At 69.9% G+C, this 17,652-nt stretch carries 16 protein-coding genes; 11 read left to right on the forward strand and 5 right to left on the reverse strand.

Going from position 1 to position 17,652, the window contains the following annotated elements:
• The first annotated feature begins 76 nt into the window (after positions 1 to 76).
• Genes rsfS through VNF92_01620 form a run of 11 tightly spaced genes read left to right on the forward strand, consistent with a single transcriptional unit; the run spans position 77 to position 14,238 of the window.
• Positions 77 to 451: a ribosome silencing factor gene (rsfS, locus tag VNF92_01570; GenBank protein HVA56549.1), complete on the forward strand. Its 375-nt coding sequence runs from the start codon at positions 77 to 79 to the stop codon at positions 449 to 451.
• The gene (locus VNF92_01575; protein ID HVA56550.1) at positions 448 to 3,558 is read left to right on the forward strand and encodes a hypothetical protein; all 3,111 of its coding nucleotides are present in this window, start codon (positions 448 to 450) and stop codon (positions 3,556 to 3,558) included. The genes rsfS and VNF92_01575 overlap by 4 nt, the downstream gene beginning before the upstream one ends.
• Positions 3,543 to 5,051, forward strand: coding sequence for an SPOR domain-containing protein (locus VNF92_01580; protein HVA56551.1), 1,509 nt, complete (start codon positions 3,543 to 3,545; stop codon positions 5,049 to 5,051). Before VNF92_01575 ends, VNF92_01580 begins: the two co-directional genes overlap by 16 nt.
• Positions 5,048 to 5,767 carry a hypothetical protein gene (locus VNF92_01585; protein ID HVA56552.1) on the forward strand — a complete coding sequence of 240 codons (720 nt, stop codon included), beginning with the start codon at positions 5,048 to 5,050 and terminating at the stop codon, positions 5,765 to 5,767. Before VNF92_01580 ends, VNF92_01585 begins: the two co-directional genes overlap by 4 nt.
• Complete coding sequence (smc, locus tag VNF92_01590) at positions 5,767 to 9,330, forward strand: chromosome segregation protein SMC (protein ID HVA56553.1); 3,564 nt, start codon at positions 5,767 to 5,769, stop codon at positions 9,328 to 9,330. The genes VNF92_01585 and smc overlap by 1 nt, the downstream gene beginning before the upstream one ends.
• Entirely contained in the window at positions 9,327 to 10,364 is a 1,038-nt protein-coding gene (locus VNF92_01595; protein HVA56554.1) for a hypothetical protein, read from the forward strand. The genes smc and VNF92_01595 overlap by 4 nt, the downstream gene beginning before the upstream one ends.
• Positions 10,361 to 11,122: a ribonuclease Z gene (locus tag VNF92_01600; GenBank protein HVA56555.1), complete on the forward strand. Its 762-nt coding sequence runs from the start codon at positions 10,361 to 10,363 to the stop codon at positions 11,120 to 11,122. Before VNF92_01595 ends, VNF92_01600 begins: the two co-directional genes overlap by 4 nt.
• Positions 11,123 to 11,130: 8 nt before the next feature.
• Positions 11,131 to 12,183 (forward strand): 3-deoxy-7-phosphoheptulonate synthase, encoded by a 1,053-nt coding sequence (aroF, locus tag VNF92_01605; GenBank protein HVA56556.1) that lies wholly within the window; start codon positions 11,131 to 11,133, stop codon positions 12,181 to 12,183.
• Between the two features lie 47 nt (positions 12,184 to 12,230).
• A complete protein-coding gene (locus VNF92_01610; GenBank protein HVA56557.1) occupies positions 12,231 to 12,896 on the forward strand; it encodes an outer membrane lipoprotein carrier protein LolA in 666 nt (221 codons plus the stop codon).
• 44 nt (positions 12,897 to 12,940) lie between these two features.
• Positions 12,941 to 13,777 carry a DUF929 family protein gene (locus VNF92_01615; protein HVA56558.1) on the forward strand — a complete coding sequence of 279 codons (837 nt, stop codon included), beginning with the start codon at positions 12,941 to 12,943 and terminating at the stop codon, positions 13,775 to 13,777.
• Positions 13,777 to 14,238 carry a vitamin K epoxide reductase family protein gene (locus VNF92_01620; GenBank protein HVA56559.1) on the forward strand — a complete coding sequence of 154 codons (462 nt, stop codon included), beginning with the start codon at positions 13,777 to 13,779 and terminating at the stop codon, positions 14,236 to 14,238. The genes VNF92_01615 and VNF92_01620 overlap by 1 nt, the downstream gene beginning before the upstream one ends.
• Before the next feature lie 20 nt (positions 14,239 to 14,258).
• On the opposite strand, the gene tmk is transcribed toward VNF92_01620, so the two are convergent.
• Genes tmk through rpmE form a run of 5 tightly spaced genes read right to left on the reverse strand, consistent with a single transcriptional unit; the run spans position 14,259 to position 17,438 of the window.
• Positions 14,259 to 14,900 (reverse strand): dTMP kinase, encoded by a 642-nt coding sequence (gene tmk / locus VNF92_01625; GenBank protein ID HVA56560.1) that lies wholly within the window; start codon positions 14,898 to 14,900, stop codon positions 14,259 to 14,261.
• A gap of 1 nt (position 14,901) precedes the next feature.
• Positions 14,902 to 15,255, reverse strand: a complete 354-nt coding sequence (locus tag VNF92_01630; protein ID HVA56561.1) for a YlbF family regulator — start codon at positions 15,253 to 15,255, stop codon at positions 14,902 to 14,904.
• A complete protein-coding gene (gene prmC, locus VNF92_01635) occupies positions 15,252 to 16,181 on the reverse strand; it encodes a peptide chain release factor N(5)-glutamine methyltransferase (protein HVA56562.1) in 930 nt (309 codons plus the stop codon). Before prmC ends, VNF92_01630 begins: the two co-directional genes overlap by 4 nt.
• On the reverse strand, positions 16,171 to 17,325 hold the full coding sequence (gene prfA / locus VNF92_01640) for a peptide chain release factor 1 (GenBank protein ID HVA56563.1): 1,155 nt from the start codon (positions 17,323 to 17,325) through the stop codon (positions 16,171 to 16,173). Before prfA ends, prmC begins: the two co-directional genes overlap by 11 nt.
• Positions 17,235 to 17,438, reverse strand: coding sequence for a 50S ribosomal protein L31 (gene rpmE, locus VNF92_01645; GenBank protein ID HVA56564.1), 204 nt, complete (start codon positions 17,436 to 17,438; stop codon positions 17,235 to 17,237). The genes prfA and rpmE overlap by 91 nt, the downstream gene beginning before the upstream one ends.
• Positions 17,439 to 17,652 lie beyond the last annotated feature (214 nt).

Below are 17,652 nucleotides of genomic sequence, written 5' to 3' on the forward strand. Positions count from 1 at the left end.
CGCCGCCGGCCGCTCCGCGGCCGGCGGCGCGTCCGTTCAGGCTCCCGCGGCCCCACGGGCGGGGTTAATCTACGACATGACTTCCCGCGCTTCCGGGGTGCCGCGGCTCGTCCAGCTGGCCGCGCAGACCTGCGTTGACCACAAGGCCGAACACGTCGTCATCCTGAACCTCGCCGGCGTCTCGGACATGACCGACTACTTCGTGATCGCCAGCGGCACGTCCGACACGCACGTCCGCGCGCTGGCCAATCACGTCGCCGAACGGCTGGCCAAGGCGGGCCAGCACGCCGCGCATACCGAAGGACTCCCCCAGGGCCGGTGGGTGCTGCTCGATTACGTGGATTTCGTGGTCCACGTGTTCCATCCCACGCTCCGCAGCTTCTACCAACTCGAGCGGCTGTGGAGCGACGCCGAGGTGGTGCCGGTGGCGGCGCAGCGGGCGGGGGCGTGACCCGGGCCACGGCGGCGGCGATCGCGCTGGCGCTGTGGGCCGCGCCCGCCCGAACGCTGCAGGCCCAGGACTACTTTGGCCAGAATCAGGTGCACTACACGCACTTCGACTGGCACCTGCTCGAGACCGACCACTTTCTCATTTACTACTATCCGGCCGAGCGCACGGCCACGATGGACGCCGCCCGCATGGCCGAGCGGGATTACGCCCGCCTGTCGCGCATTCTCGACCACAAGTTCATCGAGAAGAAGCCGATCGTCCTGTTCGCGTCGCGCACCGACTTCGCGCAGAACAACGTGACCGGCGACCTGGGCGAAGCGACGGGCGGCGTGACCGAAGCCCTGCGCCACCGCATGCTGCTCAACTTCACCGGCGATTACGGCAGCTTCGAGCACGTGCTCACGCACGAGATGGTGCACGCCTTCCAGTACGACGTATTCGCGCGCGGGCACGCCGGCAACGGGCTGCAGGCGCTGGCGCGGGTCAATCCGCCGCTGTGGTACGCCGAAGGCATGGCGGAGTACCTGTCGCTGGGCCCCTCCACGCCGCTCACCGATGCCTGGATGCGCGATGCCGCGCTCAACGGCACGATCCCGACGATTCAGGAGATGACCGACGACCCCGACAAGTACTTCCCGTACCGCTACGGCCACTCGCTGTGGGCGTACATCGGGCAGCGTTGGGGCGACGACGCCATCGGCCAGATCCTGCGCGCCACCCCCAGCCTGGGCGTGGCCAAGGCCATCACGCGCGAGACCGGACTGTCGCTGGACGACCTGGGCGAGGAGTGGAAGGAGTACCTGCAGCGCCGCTACCTGCCGGCCATCGCCACTCTGCAGCGCATTCGCGACGTGGCGAAGCCGCTGCTCAATCCCAAGCGGAGCGGCGGCGACATCTTCCTCGCCCCCACCCTCTCCCCCGACGGCAAGACCGTGGCGTTCCTCGCCAACGGGAGCCGCCTCCGCGGGCAGGTGTTCATCGACCTGTGGCTGGCCAACGCGCAGACCGGCAAACGCATCGAGCGACTGGTGCAGAGCACCAGGAATCCGAACTACGAAGAGTTGCGCGTGCTGTATTCGCAGAGTGCGTTCTCGCCCGACGGTCGCAAGCTCGCGTTCGCCGCGCAGTACGCCGGACGCGACGTGCTGTACGTGCTCGACGTGGCCACCCGCAAGGCGATCGCGCGATTCGACCAGCTGCCGTTCGAGAGCGTCACCAATCCCACCTGGTCGCCCGACGGCAAACGCATCGCCTTCAGCGGCGACCACGGCGGCATCACCGACCTCTGCGTGGTGAACGCCGACGGCACGGACCTGCAGCGCCTGACGATGGACAAGTACGCCGAACTGCAGCCCGCCTGGTCGCCCGACGGCACGACCATCGCGTTCGTCACCGACCGCGGGCCCGACGCCAGCTTCGCGCTCCTGCGCTTTCCCAAGTGGCGCATCGCGCTGTACCACCTGGCGTCGGGCTCGATCACACTCCTCCCCGACCAGGCCGGCCTCAACCTGAATCCGCAGTGGTCGCCCAACGGGCAATCGCTGGCCTACATCTCGGACCGCGCGGGCACGGCCAACATCTTCCTGTACGACTTCGACACCGGCCAGCACTACCAGCTCACCAACCTCGTGGGCCCGGTGTCCGGCGTCACCGAGTACAGCCCCGCCATCTCATGGGCGCGCAATGCCGACCGCCTCGCCCTGACCTACTACGAGAACGGCAAGTACACCGTGTGGACCGTCGACCACCCCGATTCGCTGGCCCGCACGCCCTACCACCAGCCGGCGGTCGTGGCCCAGGTGCCCACTCCGCCACCCGCGCGCCGCGACTCGACGTCGCTGCGCCAACACCCCGATTCGGCCGTGATCACGGTGGCCGGGATGCTCGACAGCATGAGTCTTGGCCTACCCGACACCACCCGGTTCCGCGACGAGCCGGCCGGCATGAGCTTCCTGCCCGAGTACGTGGCCCGCCCGAGTATCGGCTATGCCCCCGACAACTACGGCCGCAACCTGTTCGGCGGCGCGACGATGGTGCTGGGCGACATGCTCGACGACCATCGCGTGGCCCTCTCCCTGGCGATCAACGGCCGGCTGAGCGAGGCCCGCGTGTACGCCGCGTTCAGCGATCTCGCACACCGGTGGCAGTACACGGCCGGGGTCGCCCAATCGCCCTTCTACTTTCTCACCGGCGATTCCGTGGAGTCCGCCACCGGGCGCGCCCAAGGTATCGAGCACCAGGAGATCACCACCTACGTGGCGCGCCAGGTGTACGGACTCACCTCCTATCCGTTCAACCGCTTCGCGCGCGTCGAGCTGGGGGGCGGGTTCAACAACATCGACCGCGAGCGGTGGTTCATCAGCCGGTCGCTGACCAACGGCATTTCCGTATCGCCGTTCACCTTCGACAGCACGCGCCGCGACCCCACCCTCAACTACCTCGACGCCCAAGCCGCGTACGTATTCGACAACTCGCTGTATACTCCCACCGGCCCGATCGCCGGGCAGCGGTACCGCCTGCAGGTCACCCCCGTGTTCGGCGCCTATCAGTGGATGGAGTATCTTGCCGACTACCGTCGCTACGATCCCATCATCTTCGACTATCTCACGCTCGCCACGCGCCTCTACGCCGACGTAGCCGTGGGACGCGACGAGACGGCGTTTCCCAAGTACATCGCCCGCCCAGATTTCGTGCGCGGGTACGACCGCAACAATCAGTTCAGCGCCGACTGCCCGGTGGTCGGCGCCAACCAGTCCAATTGCAGCGCACTCCAGTTGCTGGGCAGCCGCGTGCTCGTGGGCAACGTGGAACTGCGGTTCCCGCTCATCAAGAAGCTCCAGTTGGGCGGGCTTCCGTTCACGTTCCCGGACGTGAACGGCGCCCTGTTCTACGACGAGGGACTGGCCTGGTCGGGTGGCCAGACGGTGTACGGATCGCGCCCGGACAACTATGATCTCACACACCAACGATATCCGCTGCGCAGCTATGGGGTGGGCCTCCGATTGAACCTGTTCGATTACGCGCTCATCAGCTGGGACTATTCCATTCCGCTCGATCAACCCGGGCGGCACGGATTCTGGACCTGGTCGCTATGGCCGAGCTTCTGATGCGGCGCACCCTGCTCGCGGCGGCCGCCGTGATCGCCGCATGCGGTGGTGAGCCCAAGGGACTCGTGCCCGTGAGCGGCGCCGGCAATGGCTCACAGAGCGGCCCTGACGCCCTCGTGCTGCGCGTGCCGCGCACCGGCGGCAAGCCGCGCGTCTTCGCATACTCGCACCTCGACTCGGTGGTGTGGAGCGGGTCGAACGCCGCGGCCGTGGATCGCGTGCTCGGCTTCGACGAGGACGCCGGCGCGGTCGTGTTCGCCGACGACCGGGAGCGCGCCATGCGCATTGACTTCCGGCTGGGGCAGACCGACCAAGTGTCCGTCATGCCCCTGCTCGGCGCCAACTCCGCCGACGGCTCGGCGCTCTACGGCATGGACGCCATGGGGTCCGTCGTCCGCCTCACCCAATCCGCCAATTGGACGTTCAAGCCGCCGCGGTCGGCGCGCGCCGTGTTTCCGCAGCGCGACGGGACGCTGCTCGTCGTGGGTGGACGCGGCCCGCAGACTACGGTGTGGAAGCTCTTTCCACCGGAGCCGAAGATCCTCGACTCGGCCAGCTTTCCCGCCACCTGGCGGCCGCTGCCGGAGCAGGTGGGCGACCGCCTCTACCTGATCGTGGACTCCGGGCTCGTGAGCCTCGCCACGCGCACCCTGGACTGGACCCCGCCGGTACACTTCCGCTCGCCCATCGTCGCCGCCGTATCGTCACCCAGCGGCGACCGGGTGTTCGTGGCCAACGAAGGGAGCCACCAGGTGAGCGTGGTGGACCGGTACCGCAACCGGGTCACCGACCACATCGACCTGCCCGGCCAGCCATCGGACCTGCGCGTCGATCCGCTGGGGCGCTACGTCCTGGCCCGCACCGCCAATGGCGATTCGGCGTGGGTCGTGGCGATCGGCACCGGGCGCACGATCGGCACGGTGGCCACTGCCTGGCGGCGGGACCTGCCCTTCGTGGGACCCGACGGGGCGATCGCCCTGGCGCAGAATGGCGACGTGACGTTCGTGGACGGTGAGACGCTGCGACCAGCGCGGACCGTGGCTGGCGGCGCGAGCGACTTCTGGTTCGCATTCCACTGGAACGGCTTCCGTCCGCGCGCCTCGTCGCTCGACCAGCCGGTGAGCTTCAACCTCGCGTCGGCCGACAGCGTGCGCACGGCCATCGACGCTGCGGCAGCCGACTCCGCCGCCCGGGCGGCGCAGGCCGCCGACAGTGCGGCACGCCGCGCCGGGCGGGCCCTGGCCGCCGATTCCGAAGCCCGGGGCCCCGTGGGGTATGTCGTGTCCTTCGCGGCGCTGCTGTCGGAGAGTCACGCCGGGGACCTCGCGTCGCAGATCGAAGTCGAGGGCCAGAAGGCCCGCGTCCTCGTTACGGTTCGAGACGGGACGCCGATCTACCGCGTGGTCCTCGGCCCGTTCCCCACCCGCGACGAGGCCGAGCGCGTGGGGCGGGCGTCGCAACACTCCTATTGGGTCTACGAGGCCACACCATGATGACCCCCGCCGTTCATACGCTGCCCCCTCGCGTTCGTCGCGTGGCGCCGGGCCTGCTCGGCGTCGCCCTGTTCGCCTGTTGCATCGCCCTGGCCGGCTGGCTCATGGAGCGGCCGCTGGTGCGGGGACACGGGCCCTACTATCAGCGCGCTCGCACCGGGCAACGGCAGACGGCGGGAGCAGCCGCCCTGGCGTTGGGGCTCGCGGCCGCGGCCATGCCCGGCGTGACGGGCGATTCGGCGACGGCCGCCGGCTATGCCGTGCATCTGGCGGATGCGAATACGGCAGCCGGTGCTATCTTATTGCTGCGTCAAATGGGGGCGGACCTGCCGGCAGGCACGTACGTCGCCATCCCACACGTTGTGGCCGGCGAGTATCAGGTGCTGGCTGGGGCCTACCGGGACTCCGTGGAAGCCGCGGGACTGCTCGATGACCTGCGCTCCCACGGCCAACTCAGTGAATCGGGCGGAACGGTGGTGCATGTTCCCCTGGCCTATATGATCGAGCGGGACGTTGCGGCCGGCTCCGCGGCGGCCCGCATGGCGGTGTATACCGCGCGCGGAGTGCCGGTGTACGCGCTGCGTCAGGCCGACGGCCGGGCGCGGCTCTACGCCGGCGCGTTTGCTTCGGCGTCGGACACGACGCTGCTGGCGGCCGCGCTGCGCCGGGCCGGCGTGCACGCCACGCTCGCCTACCGAACGGGGAGACCATTCTAGTGCGGCTGACCAGACTCGAGTTGCACGGCTTCAAGTCGTTCGCCGATTCCACGACGCTCACCTTCGACCAGGGCGTGACCGCCATCGTCGGGCCGAACGGGTGCGGCAAGTCCAACGTATCGGACGCCGTCCGCTGGGTGCTGGGCGAGCAGCGGGCGCGCCTGTTGCGCGGCGCCAAGATGGAAGAGGTGATCTTCCAGGGGTCATCGGCGCGCCGGGCGGTGAACGTGGCCGAGGTGTCGCTGCACTTCGACAACCAGGACGGCGGGCTGCCGGTCGCCTTCCGCGAGGTGGTGATCACACGCCGGCTGTCGCGGTCGGGCGAGAGCGACTACCTGCTCAATGGCGCGCCGTGCCGCCTGCGCGACATCCACGACCTGTTGCGCGGGACGGGGCTGGGAGCCGACACGGGCGTGGTGATCGAAAGCAAGATGATCGACGCCCTGCTCTCCGACCGGCCCGACGACCGCCGCGAGCTGTTCGAGGAAGCGGCCGGCGTGGGCCTGTACCGCGACCGCCGGCGCACCACGGAGCGCCGGCTGGAGGAGACGACCGTCGACCTGCAGCGGCTCGACGACCTGATCGCCGAGGTCACCACGCAGGTGCGGTCGCTGGCCCGCCAGCGCCGCCGGGCGGAGCGCCACAGCGAGTTGAGCGCGCGGCGGTACACCGTGGAGATCGCCCTCGTCGCCCGCGAGATGGAGGCCTGGCGCGAGGAGCTGGCCGTTCTCGAGGGGCGCGTACAGGAACTGCGCGCCGAGCTCCCCGTTGCTGAAACTCGTATAGCCGCCGCCGAGCAGGCGCGCGACGCCGCCCACGGCGCGCGTGCGGGCGCCGAGGCCCAACGCGGCGAGTTGGCGCGCCTGGTGTCTGAACTGCGGGAACGGACCCAGCAGTTGCGCGGCGAGCTCGCCGTGGCCGAGGAACGGCGGCGCAACACGCAGATGCGCCGCGAGCGCGCCGAGACCGAGGCCTCCCACGGTCACACCGCCCGCGCCCGCCTACTCGAAGATCGCGACCGCGCCCTGGCCGAGCGGCAGGAGTTGGAGGCGACCCTCCACGCGCTCGAAGCCGAGTTGGCCGATCGCCAGCGCCGGGAGGACGCCAGCCGCGAGACCGTGGCCGCCGCCCGCGCCGCTACCGAGCGGGCCGACGCCGCGCTGCGCGACGTCCAGGACGGCGCTCGCCGCATCGAACTGGACCGCGAGCGCGCCCAGCGCGAACTGGCCGACGCCACCACGCAGGTGAGCGCGCTCGAACTCGAACGCGCCGCGCTCGCCGATGCGCTCGCCGGCGTGATGGGCGAGCAGGACGCCACCGCCGTGGAACGCGATGCCGCCCAGGCCCGCGCCAGCGCCGGCGAAACCGAGCTGCACGCCGCTCGCGACGCCGAGCGCACCGCCCGCGAACGCGACGCCGATGCCCGTGCCGCCCTGACCCGGGTCGAGCAGTCGGTGACCCAACTCGAGGGCAAAGTGCATGCCCTCGAAGGCCTGGAGCGCGAACGCGTGGGCCTCGCCCCCGCCGCCGCTCGTCTGCTCAAGGAGCGCGAGCGCTTCGGGAACGGGGCCGTGCTTGGCCCGCTGAGTGATTTCGTCTCGGCCGATCAGGCGTCCGCCGTGCTCGTCGAGCGCTTCCTCGGGGCCACCGTCCACGCGGTGCTGGTGCGCGACCGCAAGGTGGCCGAGGCCGTACGCGAGTGGCACCTGCAGGCCAACCCCGGCCCGCTCCTCTTGTTGCCGGCGGATGCGGCCCCGAAGGCGCCCACCAGTCTGCCCCCGGCTACCGCGCTTCGCGAGGCGTCCGCCGATCTGCAACCGGCCAGCGCGCTCGCCACGGTGGTCCAGGCCGCCGCCCCCGCGCAGGCCTGGGTGCGGGCGCTGCTCGGCGAGGTATTCGCTGAATCCGACGGCACGGCCTTCGTCGACGGGCGCGGCGCGGTGTGGCTGCCCGGCACGGGCGGCGGTCCCGGACCTCTGCGCCGGCGCGCCGAGCTGTTTGCCCTGCGCACCGGACTGACCGCCGCTCAGGCATGGCGTGGAGCGGCGCTGGCCACCCTGGAATCGGCCAGCGCCGCGCTCGCCCAGACCGAGCAGCGACTCACCGAGGCGGCGCGCGAGGCGTCGGTGGCGCACGATGCCGGCGACCGCGCGAGTGCTCGCCATGCCGAGGCCGCGCGTGCCGTGCAGCGCGCCGAGCGCGACGTCCAGGACGCGTCCGAACTGGCCCGCCGTCTCGGCGACCGATGTGGGGAGCTGCGCACGACCATCCTGGCCTTCGACGACCAGGGCCGGGCGCTGAGCGCCGCCATCGCGGAGCGGGAGATCGAGATCGCGAACGCGCGCGCCGCCCAGGCCCGCGCCGAGGCCGAACAGGAGCGCGCGCGTGAACAGCGCGCCGCGTGGCAGGTGGAACAGGCGCAGGCGCAGGCCCGCGCCCAGGTGGCTGCCGACCGCGAGCGCCGGATGAGCGAGGAACTGAACGCCGCGTCCGAGCGGCTGGAATCGCTGAGCGCCGAGTTGGGCGGCCTGTCCGACAGCGATGCCTCGCTGGCCGAGCAGACGCTGGCCTGGCAGACCGACCTCGAGGCTCGGCAGGCCGCTCTCGCCGACGGCGAGGAGCGCCTGTTCGCCGCCGAGCGCGCCGTGGGGAATACCGACACCGCGCTCACCGAGGCCGAACACGCGCTGGACCACGCGCGCCACGAAGGGCGCACCACGGCCGACGAACTCCACCAGGCGGAACTGCGGTTCACCGAGCTGTCGGGCCGCCGCACCGCCATTCGCGAGCGGCTCGAGACCGAGTGGCGCAAGCCGCTCGATCAGATGATCGCCGCCGCCGAGCCGCTGGACCTCGACGACGAGGCGCTCCGCACCGAGACCGAGGACCTGCGCCAGCAGCTCGAGCAACTGGGGGCCGTGAATGTCCTGGCCGTCGAGGAGCACGACGAGACGGCCAAGCGCCTGGAGTTCCTGACCGCGCAGCGCACGGACCTGACCGATGCGCGGAACGCGCTGCAACAGGCCATCAAGGAGATCGACACCACCGCCCGAGAGCTGTTCCTGCAGACGTTCGCGCAGGTGCGGGAGAACTTCCGTCAGATCTTCATGACGCTGTTCGGCGGCGGCGAGTGCGACCTGCGGCTGGAGACCCCCGAAACGCCGCTCGACTGCGACATCGAGATCCATGCCTCGCCGCGCGGCAAGCGCACGCAGCGCATCAACCTGTTGTCCAGCGGCGAGCGGGCCCTGGTCGCGCTGTCGCTGCTGTTCGGCATCTTCCTCACCAAACCCAGTCCCTTCTGCCTGTTGGACGAGGTGGACGCACCGCTCGACGACGCCAACATCGGCCGGTTCGTGCGCATGCTCACCGAGTTCAAGAAGAAGACGCAGTTCATCGTCATCACCCACAACCCGCGGACGACCACCGAAGCCGCCGACGCGGTGTACGGCGTCACGATGCAGGAACCGGGCGTGTCGTCGCTGGTCAGCGTGCGCATGAAGGGCGCCTCGGTGGACGAGTCGCCGGCCGACGAGCCCGCGGAGACCGCCGCCACGGCATGACGCGCGCCGCCGCGGTGCGGGCGGCCCTCGCCGCCGCCCTGGTCGCGATCGCGGGTGGGACCGCGCGCGGCCAACTCGCCACGCTTCCCATCCCCGGCGGCGATAGCATCGCGGCCGCTCCGTACCTCGCCGCGCACACCGTGGGCGTGACCGATTCGATGCGCCCGGTCACCCTGCAGCTCGACATCGCCAACACCCCGGACTTTGCCAACCCCGTATACTCGGCGGCGCGCCAGGGCGACACGGCGACGTTCTTCCTCATGCATCCGCTCAAGGCCAACTCGACCGTGTACTTTCGCCTGCGCGGCATCACGGCCAGCGGGCGCACCTTCTCGGAAGAGGTGAGCGCGCCGAAGTTCGTCGGCTCCTGGCTCACGCTGCTCTCGCCCAACGGCTTCAACAACGTTTCGGTGTCGACCCTGCGCCCCACCTTCGTGTGGCACTCCATCGGCGTCACCGCGCCGCCAGGGCCCTGGCGCTACGCGCTCAGCGTGGTGAACGCCAAGACCAACGTCGTCGAGTTCCTCGCCCAGTTTCTGGGCGACACGACCTACACGCTGCCCGCCGACCTCCTCCAGTCGCAGACGTCGTACACCTGGAACGTCGTGGCCCAGCTCGTCAACGGTTCGCCCCTCGACACCGCTATCGCCGAGAGCAACGCCACGTTCGTCATCCTCGGAACCGCCCGCACGACCCTGCTCTATCAGAATTTTCCGAACCCCTTCCCGTCGCCGGCGTCGGCCGTCACGTGTATCTGGTTCGACCTCGCCGCGTCGGACTTCGTCCACCTCGGCATCTATGACCTGCGCGGCAACGCGGTGAAGACCATCGTGCCGGGCCCCGACCAGGGCGGCTCGATGGCCGCCGGCGAATACGGCCGCAACACCGACCAGGGAGAGTCGGGATGCGATCCCCGCTTCCAGTGGGACGGCACCGATGCCGCCGGCCGCGTCGTGCCACCGGGGATCTACTTCGTGCGCCTGCGCGCCAACGGCAAGGATCTGCTCAAGAAGATCGTCTTTCTCGGGAAATGATGCGCCTCACGATCCTCGGTACGGGCACCATCGCCCTCGCGCCCACCCGCGCCTGCGCCGGATACCTCGTGGAGGCGGGCGACGTGCGGCTGCTACTCGACTGCGGAAGTGGCGTGGCCCGCCGGCTCGCGGAGCTTGCCCTGCCCTGGCCGGCCATCACGCACGTCGCGCTGTCGCACTTCCACATCGACCACCACGGCGACCTGCCCACTCTGATCTTCGCCTGCCGATACGGCATCCTCCCTCCACGGAGCGCGCCACTCACCGTGATCGGGCCGGTCGGCACGGCCGACCTGCTCCACCGCCTGGCCGATGCCTACGGCCCCTGGGTGCTCGACCCCGGATTCCCCCTGCAGGTGGTGGAAATCGCCCCCCAGACCCCCCTGGCCGTGGGGGAAGATCTCGTGCTCGAAGCCTTCAAGGTTCCCCATACCCCCGAGAGTGTGGCATATTCCGTGACGGCCGGCGCACACCGCCTCGTCTACACGGGAGACACGGGATACTTCCCCGCCCTCGCCGAGTGGGCCGATGGGTGCGACGTCCTGTTGTGCGAGTGCTCGCTCCCCGAGGCCCTGGCCATTCCGGAGCATCTGACGCCCGAACAGTGCGGCGCGCTCGCGGAACTGGCGAGACCACGGCGACTGGTGCTCACGCACCTCTATCCGCCGGTGGAAGAGACGGACATCCCAGCCGCGGTGGCGGCACGATACCCGGGTCCGCTCACCGTCGCTCGCGACGGGTGGCAGACCGAAATCTAGGAGTGCACATGTTGGTGGTGATGCAGCACGGCGCCACGCCCGACCAGGTGGACCGCGTCGTGCAGACGATCGAGGAGATGGGCTACCAGGCGCGGTCCATGCCGGGCGAGCAACGCACGGCGGTTGGCCTCGTGGGCAACGACGGGCGCGTCGATGCGTCGCGCATCGAGGCCCTGCCCGGCGTGGCCGAAGTCATTCACGTCTCCAAACCGTACAAGCAGGTCTCGCGCGAGTGGCAGCCGCAGAACACCGTGGTCACGATCGCCCCCGGCGTGTCGTTCGGCGGGCACGACGTGGCCATCATCGCCGGACCGTGCTCGGTGGAGAGCGAACATCAGATCGTGACGGCGGCGCGCGCCGTGCGCGCGGCCGGCGCCACGGCGCTGCGGGGCGGCGCGTTCAAACCACGCAGTTCGCCCTACGCCTTCCAGGGCCTCGGCAAGAAGGGGCTCGAGATGCTCGCCGTGGCCAAGCGCGAGACGGGTCTCCCCATCGTCACCGAGGCGCTGGACGAGGACGGCGCCCACCTGGTCGCCGAGTACGCCGACTGCATCCAGATCGGCGCGCGCAACATGCAGAACTACTCGCTGCTCCGCGCCGTTGGCCGCATCGGCAAGCCCGTGCTGCTCAAGCGCGGCATGGCGGCCACGATCACCGACCTCCTCATGAGCGCCGAGTACATCCTGGCCGAGGGCAACAGCCAGGTGATCCTGTGCGAACGCGGCATTCGCAGCTTCGACACCACCACGCGCAATCTGCTCGACCTGACGGCGATTCCGGTGGTGCAGAAGCTCTCGCACCTGCCGATGATCGCCGATCCGAGCCACGGCACGGGCCTGCGCGACAAGGTCACGCCGATGGCCCGGGCCGCGATTGCCGCGGGCGCCGATGGGATCCTCGTCGAGGTGCACCCGAACCCCGACCGCGCACTATCCGACGGCGGCCAGTCGCTCTACCCCGAGCAGTTCGCGCGCTTGGTAGGCGAGATCCGCGCGATCGCGGCGGCGATCGGACGGTCGGTGCTCCCCACGCCCGGCACCGCGCCGCTCCCGGTGGGGTAGGCCAGGGAACGTCGCGCCGCCAGTGCGGCGTTCCGGCCTCACGAATCATGATCACCCGCCTCTCCCTCACCGGCCTCGCCACCGCGCTCCTCGTGAGCGCCGTCGGCGTGCAGGCCCAGCAATCATCGGCGCATGCCGCCGTACAGCACGCCGTGGACGCCTGGTCCAAGGTCCGCACCGTACGGGCGACCTTCGAGCAGACGGTATCGAACGCGCTCACCGGGACATCGGCCCACGCACAGGGCGAATACGAGCAGCGGCGCCCCAACAAGCTCGCCGTGCGGTTCCGCGATCCCGATGGCGACCGCATCGTGGCCGACGGCACCTGGCTCTGGCTCTATCTGCCGAGCAGCACCCCCGGCCAGGTGATCAAGCGGCCAGTCGCCGAGGGGGGCGGCACGGTGGATCTCACCGGCGCGTTCCTCGACGATCCATTCACGAAGTACGATCTGGCGGATGGGGGCGCCGCAACCGTGGACGGCCGGCCGGTGCGCGTGGTCGTGCTCACGCCGAAGCCCGACGGCCCCAGGGAGTTCTCGAAGGCCACGGTCTGGATCGACGATGCCGACGGGTACGTCCGACAGTTCGAGGTGGTGGAGCCCAACGGCGTCACGCGCCGAGTGCATCTCACGTCGCTGCGCGTCAACGTGCCGGTGGACGACGCCGCGTTCAATTTCGCGGTGCCCAAGGGCGCGCGGGTGGTCGCTCGTTGACCGCGCGCCGAGCAATCCGAACGCCTATATCGGGAGACTGACTCATGGCTCGCAAGCAGACCCTGGTGCTGATCGTCGTCGCCATCGCGCTCGTCGGCACGATCGCCGCCGCCGTCAATCGCCGCAACGCCGCGCGCCAGCCGGTTGCGACCACGGCGGCGCCGATTCCGGTTCCCGCGGCCGTGATGGACGACCTCGCGTCCATTCCGCCGGCGGTCTGGGAACGCGCCGGCACGACGGGGGCGTCGCGGCCCACGTTCGTCGGCAGCGTCGGCGGGTCCGGCGCCAAGCCGGTCGTGCTGTATATCGGTTCCCTCTACTGCCCGTACTGCGCGGCGGCCCGATGGTCGATGATCACCGCGCTCGCCCGGTTCGGCAGTTTCTCCGGGCTCACGTACTCCGCGTCGTCTTCGGTCGACGTGTATCCCAGCACGCCGACGTTCTCGTTTCACGGCGGCACCTATGCGAGCCAGTACATCGAGTTTCAATCGGTCGAACTGGAGAGCGACGTGCAGCTCCCCGACGGGCGGTATGAACCGCTCCAGGCGCCCACGGCGGAGCAGGAAGCGCTCCTGGAGCGGTACGACGCGCCGCCGTATGTCGACAAGGCGAACGTCGGCGGCATTCCCTTCATCCTCATCGGCGGGCGCTACATGTGGAGCGGCTCCCCGTACTCGCCCGCCGTCCTGGCCAACCAGACGCAGGCCGCAATCGCCGCCACGCTGCCTACCGGATCGGGAGACGCGGCGCGCGCCATCCTGACCAACGCCAACCAGATCACGGCGACCATCTGCGCCGTTGACGGCAACCGGCCGGCAGACGTCTGCGCCGGCGCGGCAATCCAGCAGGCGGTCAAGGCGCTGCCCGACAAAGCACCCTGATGCGCCGCCGGACCTCCGATCGCGTCCGACTCGCGCTCACGCTTCTCGGGCTGCTCATCGCGGGGTATCTGACTCTCCTGCACTACGACAGCAGCGTTCCGCTGGTGTGCAGCGGTGGGTCGTTGGTCAACTGCGAGACGGTGTTGACCAGCCCATCGGCGTTCGCGTTCGGCGTACCGGTTGCCGTGTGGGGCCTGCTCTGGTTCGTCGTCGCCCTGGGGCTCGCGCTGCCGCCGGTTCGCGCGGGCGCGCGGGGGCAATCGCCCGCGCTGCGTGCGGCCGGCCTCGGCTGGACGTTGATCGGCACGTGCGCCGTGCTCTGGCTGGTGTACCAGGAACTGGGCGTGATCGGCCGGATCTGCGCCTGGTGCACCGCCATTCACGTGTTGGTGCTGGCGCTGCTCGTTATCCAGGTGCTGAGCGAACCGGAGCGCGGGGCCGGGCCGACCGATCATTCGTGACCGGCCAGGTGGATCGGCCCTCAGCCGATCCGCGGCTCGACCACCGCCAGTAGCCGCGCGAAGACGTCGTCCGCCGATCCCGACGCGTCGACGGTCACGATCGGACCGCATTCGCGGTGCGCGGCCTGCCACGCCTCGGTGGCGAAGCTCGCGAACGCCTGCGCCACCCGGTGGTGGAATTCGTCGCCGTTGCGTTCCATGCGGTCGCGCTCCCCGCGCTTTTCGGCACGCGCCAGCCCTTCGGCCACCGGCAACGCGAACAGCAGCGTGAGATCGGGCACCAGCCCCGAGGTCGCCACGGCGTTGGCTTCCATCACTTCGCGCTCGGGCAGCCCGCGCCCCGCGCCCTGGTAGGCATACGTCGATAAGAAGAACCGGTCGAGCAGCACGACGTGCCCCGCGGCGAGCGCCGGCCGCACGAGGGACTGGACCAACTGGGCACGCGACGCCATGAACAGCAGCGCCTCGGCCCGCGGCGTGATGTCGGAGGCGGGATCGAGCAGCAAACGCCGGATCTCGTCACCGAGGGGCGTACCGCCGGGTTCGCGGAGCGCGTGCACCACGCGCCCGCCCGACTCCAGCCACGACGTGAGCCGGCGGAGCTGCGTGGACTTGCCCACGCCCTCCGCCCCCTCGAATACGATCAGTGGGCCCCGGGTCATGTCACCCCAGCATGATGATCGGACTCGACGCACCCTTCTCGATGCCGTCGAGAATCCAATCGTTCACCTTCGCCATCGTCTTGTCGAAGTTCTCCTGCGACACGATCAGCCGCTGGTACACGGGCTGTCCCTGCACCTTTGCCAACAGATCGTCGAGCTGCTGTTCCATCTCGGGCGTCGGCCGCTCACCGCGCGCGATCATCCGCTGCGCGTCCACCCGGAGTTGCTCCATCTGACGCAGCATCGCCACCGCGTCCTTGTCTTCGCCCAGCGCCTCGTTGGCGCGCTTGAGCCCCTGGTACTCCGCGCTCTGGCCGATGAGGCGCCCCAGGTCCTTCGCCTTTTCTTCGATCATCTCCACTCCCGTCGCCGTGCAACGACGAACCGTTCGCGCCCGGCGAGGTCGAACCGCACCGAGACGTCTGCGAAAGCTGTATCGGCGGAGACCATCTCCGCCACCAATGAGGCGCGCCCCGCATCGACTTCGAGCGCCAGGACACCACCCGATTCCAACTGCGAGGCCGCCCCACCCACCAGAGCCCGCGTCACCGCCAACCCGTGATCGGGACTCAGCAGCGCCGCGACCGGCTCCCAATCGCGCACCGACGCCGGCAGCGCGCGCACTTCGTCGTACGCAATGTAGGGTGGGTTCGACACGATCGCCCGCGCGCGAACACCGGCCAGCGGCCGCAGCAGCGACCCATGGCGGAACTCCGCCGCCGCCCGGAGCCCCTGGGCCAGCGCGGTGGCGTTGTGCCGCGCCACGTCGAGGGCGTCGAGCGACACGTCCACGCCGATCACGCGGTCGAACGTGCCTTCCTGCGCCAGCGCCAGCGCGATCGCCCCCGATCCCGTGCCGACATCGATCGCCAGCCCGCCGCGCGTCGCGCGCGTCGCGTCGAGCACCAGCTCCACCAGCATCTCCGTTTCCGGACGCGGGATCAGCACGCGCTCGTCCACGTCGAGCATGAGGGACCGGAACGCCGCGCGTCTCACCGCGTACGCAAAGGGCATCCCCCGCTTCAGCCGGTGCGCCGCCTCGAGGGCGCGGGCCAGAAGCATCGCATCCACGGGAGCGTCGGCGTGCAGGGCCGGCCAGTGGCGCCCCACGTCGAGCAGCGCGCCCACGATCTCGCGGGCCTGCGCCGTGGCGGCCGCCGGGCTGGGGGCCGCGCATCCGTCGGCCACCTGCTGCACGACCGCCCCGACCGTGAGCGCGCCGAGGCCCACGACCCGTGGCAGCCCCCGCGTGTCGTCCGGTAGCGGCCGGTCAGGCAACACTCAGCCGCTCCTCGACATCGGCCATACGCAGGGCTTCGATCAGTCCGCCGATATCGCCGTCGAGTACGCCCGGCAGATTGTGGGTGGTGTAGCCGATGCGGTGGTCGGTGATCCGGCTCTGCGGAAAGTTGTAGGTGCGAATCTTGGCCGAGCGGTCGCCCGTGCCCACCTGCGTCTTGCGCATGCGGGCCCGCTCCGCTTCGCGCTCGGCCAGGCGGAGGTCGAGCAGGCGGGCCCGCAGCACGTCCATGGCGCGCGCCTTGTTCTGGATCTGCGAGCGCTGGTCCTGTTGGCTGATCACGATCCCGGTGGGCAGGTGCGTGATGCGGACGGCGGAATCGGTGGTATTCACCCCCTGGCCGCCCGGGCCCGAGGCGCGGAAGACGTCGATGCGCAGCTCCTTCTCGTCGATCTTCACGTCCACCTCTTCGGCCTCGGGGAGTACCGCCACGGTAGCGGCCGAGGTGTGGATGCGGCCCTGGTTCTCGGTGGCGGGCACGCGCTGCACGCGGTGCACGCCCGATTCCCAGCGCATGGCGCCGAAGGGGCCCTCGCCGGCCACCTTGAATATGACTTCTTTAATCCCACCGAGCGTGCCTTCGGAGTACGACATGACCTCGAGCTTCCAGCCGCGCCGCTCGCAGTAGCGGGTGTACATGCGGTAGAGGTCGGCGGCGAACAACGCCGCTTCGTCGCCACCCGTGCCGGCCCGGATCTCGACGATCGCGTTCCGGTCATCGAGCGGGTCGTGGGGCACGAGCATCGGCTTGAGCCGCTCCTCCATCCCGGCGATGGACGCCTCCAGCCGTTCGACCTCGGCCGTCGCCTCGGCCGCCATCTCGGGGTCGTCAACGGAAACGAGCTCGCGGGCCTGCGCGAGCTCGTTCTCTTGCTTGCGGAGCCGAGCGGCCAGCTCGACCAGCGGGGTCAGGCGACGGTGCTCGCGTCCCAGTTCGGCCAGCTTGCGCGAATCGCGCAGAGCCCCGGGATCGGACAGCGCACGCTCGACGTCGGCCGCGCGGGCCAGGGTATCGGCAAGTCGGTCGCGGAGGCTCAGGCCTTCTTCCCGAACTTCTGGCGGAACCGCTCGACGCGGCCGGCGGTATCCACGAGGCGCTGCTTGCCGGTATAGAACGGGTGGCACTGCGAGCAGACGTCGGTGTGGATCTCGGCCTGGGTGGACCGGGTTTCGAATGTATTGCCGCAGGCACACTTGACCGTGGCCGTGGCGTACGCAGGATGGATGTCGGCTTTCATGGACCTGGACCTCTTGAAGGGCAAACTACCAAGCTAGAAAATATAGCCGGTTCCGCCCGTAAAAGACAAGCCGGCAAAGGGTTGCGATATGACAAACATAGTGTGTCCGATCATGGGGTGCATCGCCCATCGGAAGCGTTGACGTACGGAGATTTCGCGCTCGTGCCGCGCGGCGCCAACGGCCATCTGGGGCTGAGCTTCTACGGCACGTATC

Source organism: Gemmatimonadaceae bacterium (genome assembly GCA_035533015.1).
Classification (GTDB): Bacteria; Gemmatimonadota; Gemmatimonadetes; order Gemmatimonadales; family Gemmatimonadaceae; genus JAGWRI01.